General features: G+C 63.9%; 7 protein-coding genes. All 7 read left to right on the forward strand.

All coding sequences use genetic code 11. The features are described 5' to 3' along the window. Positions 1–950: trigger factor (tig, locus tag VDP82_RS13630; RefSeq protein WP_323015393.1), on the forward strand; the 950-nt coding region annotated here is incomplete at its 5' end. 277 nt (positions 951–1,227) lie between these two features. Further along, on the forward strand, positions 1,228–2,712 hold the full coding sequence (locus VDP82_RS13635; protein WP_323015394.1) for an NAD(P)H-hydrate dehydratase: 1,485 nt from the start codon (positions 1,228–1,230) through the stop codon (positions 2,710–2,712). A gap of 66 nt (positions 2,713–2,778) precedes the next feature. Further along, positions 2,779–3,042 carry a BrnT family toxin gene (locus VDP82_RS13640; protein WP_323015395.1) on the forward strand — a complete coding sequence of 88 codons (264 nt, stop codon included), beginning with the start codon at positions 2,779–2,781 and terminating at the stop codon, positions 3,040–3,042. After that, positions 3,020–3,313: a BrnA antitoxin family protein gene (locus VDP82_RS13645; RefSeq protein ID WP_323015396.1), complete on the forward strand. Its 294-nt coding sequence runs from the start codon at positions 3,020–3,022 to the stop codon at positions 3,311–3,313. Before VDP82_RS13640 ends, VDP82_RS13645 begins: the two co-directional genes overlap by 23 nt. Before the next feature lie 21 nt (positions 3,314–3,334). After that, positions 3,335–3,565 carry a hypothetical protein gene (locus VDP82_RS13650; RefSeq protein ID WP_323015397.1) on the forward strand — a complete coding sequence of 77 codons (231 nt, stop codon included), beginning with the start codon at positions 3,335–3,337 and terminating at the stop codon, positions 3,563–3,565. Positions 3,566–3,797: 232 nt separating this feature from the next. Beyond that, positions 3,798–4,427 (forward strand): ATP-dependent Clp protease proteolytic subunit, encoded by a 630-nt coding sequence (locus tag VDP82_RS13655; RefSeq protein WP_323015398.1) that lies wholly within the window; start codon positions 3,798–3,800, stop codon positions 4,425–4,427. A 175-nt stretch (positions 4,428–4,602) separates the two neighbouring features. Next, on the forward strand, positions 4,603–5,104 hold a 502-nt coding region (locus tag VDP82_RS13660; RefSeq protein WP_323015399.1), incomplete at its 3' end, for a ClpX C4-type zinc finger protein.

Consider the following 5,104-nt stretch of genomic DNA (forward strand, 5'->3'; position numbering starts at 1 on the left):
AGGGCACCGCCGAACTCAACCGCGTCTTCGCGCAGAACCGCGGCTATACCGACAAGGGCGACGACGCCGTGGTCGAGAATGGCGACCGTCTGGGCCTGAGCTTTGTCGGCAAGATCAAGGGCAAGCCCTTCGATGGCGGTACCTCCGACCATGCCCATCTCACCGTGGGTTCGGGCGAGTTCATCCCGGGCTTCGAAGAGCAGCTCATCGGCATGAAGAAGGGCGAGACGCGCGAGATCGACGTCACCTTCCCCAAGGACTACCAGAGCGAGGAACTGGCCGGCAAGAAGGCCCAGTTCGAGGTCACCATCTTGCATGTCGACGGCCCCAATGCCGGCGAACTGGATGACGATTTCGCCAAGCGGCTCGGCCTTGAATCGGTCGAGGCCCTGCGCAGCGCCGTCAAGGCGCAGATGGAAACCGCGCTGACCTCGATGAGCCGCCAGCACATCAAGCGCCAGATCCTGGATGCGCTGGACGAAGGCCACAAGTTCGAGGTGCCGGCCCAACTGGTCGAGGCCGAGTTCAACGCCATCTGGCAGCGTGTCCAGCACGAGGTCGAGAGCCATGGCCGGTCCTTCGAGGACGAAGGCACCACCGAGGCGGAGGCTCGCGAGCAGTATCAGCGCATCGCCGAGCGCCGCGTGCGCCTGGGCCTGGTCGTCGCCGAGATCGGCAACCAGAACGAAGTGCAGGTCACCGAGGAAGAGCACCAGCAGGCGCTGATCGCCGAAGTGCGCCGCTTCCCCGGCCAGGAGCAGCAGGTCTACGATTACTACCGGCAGAACCCCCAGGCCCTTGCCGGCCTGCGCGCCCCGGTCTTCGAGAACAAGGTCGTCGATTTCCTCGCCGAAAAGGGCGCCGTCACCGACAAGACCATGACGCGCGAAGAGCTGGCCAAGCTGATCCAGGCCGACGAGGACGAGGTTCCCGAGGAACACCACCACTAAGCGGGGTTCTTTTCATCCTTCAGGCCGCCCTCCGGGGCGGCCTTTTTGTTTTGGCAGAGGGAATCTGCCGTGCCGTCAATCCATCTTCCCTTGTGTGATGGACAATCTTTCCCCATCCACGGTGCCATTCCGGCCTTGAGCCGGAATCCATCCCCGCATGTTTCCACGCGCTTTGAGGGCGGTCGTGAGCATTCAGGCTGGGTCCCGGCTCATGGCCGGGACGACAGCTCTGTGCGTAGCGTTGCCGTGCCGTTTCCCGCCATTGTATCATCCGCCCATGACCCTGGCCCCCGACCTCATATTGCTCACCCCCGCCCATATGGCCGAGGCCGACCGCCTGGCAATTGCCGCAGGCGTGGAATCCTTTTCGCTGATGCAGGCGGCGGGCCGGGCGGTGGCCGATGCCATCCGCACCCGGTTCGAGCCCCGGCCGGTTTTGGTGCTGTGCGGGCCGGGCAATAATGGCGGCGATGGCTTCATCGTGGCCCATCTGCTGCATCTCCAGGGCTGGCCGGTGACGCTGCGCCTTCTTGGAAGCCGCGACCGCCTCACGGGTGACGCCGCCAAAGCCGCCGCGCTCTGGGGGCAGGGCGCCGACCCGATCCAGCCCGGCGATACCACCGAAGCCCGCCTCATCGTCGATGCGCTGCTCGGCGCCGGCCTCGACCGCGATGTCACAGGCGATTTCGCCGCCGCCATCGCCATGGTCAATGCCGCCGATTGCCCGGTGGTGGCCATCGACATGCCCAGTGGGCTCGACGGGGCCAGCGGCGGCGTCAGGGGCGCAGCGGTGAAGGCCGATCTCACCGTCAGCTTCTTTCGCGCCAAGCCCGGCCATGTCCTGCTCCCCGGCCGCGATCTCTGCGGCGAGCTGGTGCTGGCCGATATCGGCATTCCCCCCGCCGTTCTCGACGCCATCGCTTCCCAGGCCTGGCGCAACGGCCCGGCGCTGTGGCGCGTGCCCGTGGCCACGCCGGAGGGCAACAAGTTCGACCGGGGCCATTGCCTGGTCATTTCCGGCGGGCCCTTGCAGACCGGCGCGGCGCGGCTGGCAGCGCTGGGCGCGTTCCGCGTCGGGGCGGGGCTGGTGTCGCTGGCCGGCAGCGAGGCCGCGCTGCATGTCCACGCCGCCCATGTCACCTCCATCATGCTGCGCCCCGCGCACGACCGGGCGGCGTTGGAGGCGATCCTGGTCGACCGGCGCATCAATGCCGCCGTCATTGGCCCTGCCGCCGGCGTCGGCGCCGAAACCGCCGGCAAGGTCGAGGCGGTGCTGGCCTCCGGCGCTGCTGCTGTTCTCGATGCTGACGCCCTCACCAGCTTTGCCGAAAATCCCGAAACGCTGTTCGCCGCCATCAAGGCGCAATCGCGTCCCGTCGTGCTGACCCCGCATGAGGGCGAGTTCGGGCGGCTCTTCGGCGCTCTCCATGGCGACAAGCTCGCCCGTGCCCGCCTGGCGGCCGAGCGCTCCGGCGCCATTATCGTCCTCAAGGGCAGCGACACTGTCATTGCCGCGCCCGATGGTCGCGCCGCCATCAATGCCAATGCCCCCGCCTGGCTGGGCACGGCGGGCTCGGGCGATGTGCTGGCCGGTGTCATCGCCGGGCTGATGGGGCAGGGCATGGCAGGCTGGCAGGCCGCCGCCGCCGGCGTCTGGCTCCATGCCGAAGCCGCCAATTGCTTCGGCGGGCCGGGAATGATGAGCGAGGACCTGCCGAGTCTGTTGCCAGGCGTGCTATCGGCGCTGGCGGCGCGGTCGTGATTGACGCTTTGCATTTTTTGTATCACTTTTAATTAGGCGCATGCTATAAGGTGATACGGAAAATCGATGCGGATCATCTGGGACGAGCCCAAGCGCCAGGCCAATCTTGCAAAGCACGGCCTGGATTTTGCCGATTTGAGCCTTACCTTTTTTGAGGAGGCGATCATCCGGCCGGCGAAGCTGGGACGCCTGGCGGCTTTTGGTCGCTTTGCCGACGGCTCCATTGCCGTGGTTTTTGTCACGCTGGGCTCGGAAGCGCTCTCCGTCATTTCCATGCGTCCGGCCAATGGGTCGGAAAGGAGGCTTTATGAGCAAGCCAAAGGGTTTTGAAGAAGGGCAGGGCTATACCAAGGCCGATTGGGACGCGGTTTCGGATAGCCCGGAATGGACCGAGGAAGACTTCAGGAAGGCGCGCCCCTTCGCCGAGGTTTTCCCTGATCTGGCCGAGTCGATCCGGCGGTCGCGGGGGCGGCCGAAACTGGCGGCACCGCGCCAGCAGATTTCGCTGCGGCTCGATCCCGATGTCATTGAAAAGTTCAAGGCCACCGGAAAGGGTTGGCAATCGCGCATCAATGATGTCTTGAAGGCAGCTAAACTCTAGATTCGATTTCGGAGCGTATTCATGAGCGATCTGCCTCTCAGCCAGGCCATCGAGAACATCTACACCTCGATCAAGAACGACAATGAGGATCTGGACGCCCATATCGCCGCGCTCAAGGCGGCCATGGCGCGTGAAGGGGCCAAGGAGGCGGTGTTCGAGCCGGGCAAGCTGGCCCAGCCCAACCGGCAGGGGCGCAAGATCATGCAGTCCTATTTCAAGAAGAAGGGCGTGGCGGTCAGCTTCGCCTCGTAAAAGGGCGATGTTCACCATTGCCGGCGGGCCCTATTGAAGCCTGCCCCATTGCCGCCTATCTCTGCCTTTACCGCGCATTAAGGCGGCATCGTCTGCAATCGGCCGGTCGCGCTGATTCGAAATTCGACACGATTTTCCTCAAGGCCCTGGATGTCCGGGTGAGGGCGGTCGTGTTCCATTGGCAAATCCAGGCCCGTCCGGTCCGCGACCCGGCAGGCAAAAGGGGCATCACATGCGGGATCCGCACGATATCTATATGAACACGCTCGTTCCCATGGTGGTCGAGCAGTCGAACCGGGGCGAGCGCGCCTTCGACATCTATTCGCGCCTTCTGCGCGAGCGCATCATTTTCGTCACCGGCGTGGTCGAGGACAACATGGCCTCGCTGATCGTGGCGCAGCTGCTTTTCCTCGAATCGGAAAACCCGAAAAAGGAAATCGCCATGTACATCAACTCGCCCGGCGGCGTGGTGACGGCTGGCCTTTCCATCTACGACACCATGCAGTTCATCCGCCCCGCCGTCGCCACCATGGTGATGGGGCAGGCGGCCTCCATGGGCTCGCTCCTGCTGGCTGCCGGCGAAAAGGGCATGCGCACCAGCCTGCCCAATTCGCGCATCATGGTCCACCAGCCCTCCGGCGGCTATCAGGGCCAGGTCACCGACATCCTGATTCATGCCAAGGAAGTCGAGGGGTTAAAGCGCCGTCTTAATCAGATTTATGAGAAGCACACCGGCCGCACCTATGAGGAGATCGAGCGCGCTCTCGAGCGCGACAATTTCCTCTCGCCCGAGGAAGCCAAGACCTTCGGCATCATCGACAGCGTGTTCGAAAAGCGCGCGGTCCCCGAGGCGACGAGCTGACCGGGCCGGCATTAAGCACATTCCCGCTGCGCCGTGGAGTGTGATCCTTGTGCAATTGCACCCAGCCGGATCGGTCTTTAGGATCGATCCGGCTTAGACTTTGTTTATGTGTTGAGCGTTACGGTTTTCGATAACGCTTGATCCGGAGGCGCTCAGCCTCCCCAGGAGTGACGCGATGTCCAAAGAGACACCCAACGGCGAAACCTCGAAGAACACGCTTTACTGCTCGTTCTGCGGCAAGTCGCAGCACGAGGTCCGTAAGCTGATCGCCGGTCCGACCGTGTTCATCTGCGATGAATGCGTCGAGCTGTGCATGGACATCATCCGCGAAGAGAACAAGACCAACATGGTCAAGTCCTCCGAAGGGGTGCCCACGCCGGCGGAAATCTGCAAGGTCCTCGACGACTATGTCATCGGCCAGGCCCGCGCCAAGCGCGTGCTGTCGGTGGCGGTCCACAATCATTACAAGCGCCTGCACCACGCCTCCAAGAACCAGGACGTGGAGCTTTCCAAGTCCAATATCCTGCTCATCGGCCCCACCGGCTCGGGCAAGACGCTGCTGGCCCAGACCATGGCGCGCATCCTCGATGTGCCCTTCACCATGGCTGACGCTACCACGCTCACCGAGGCGGGCTATGTCGGCGAGGATGTCGAGAACATCATCCTCAAGCTGCTCC

Source organism: Devosia sp. (assembly GCF_034675085.1).
Lineage (GTDB): Bacteria > Pseudomonadota > Alphaproteobacteria > Rhizobiales > Devosiaceae > Devosia.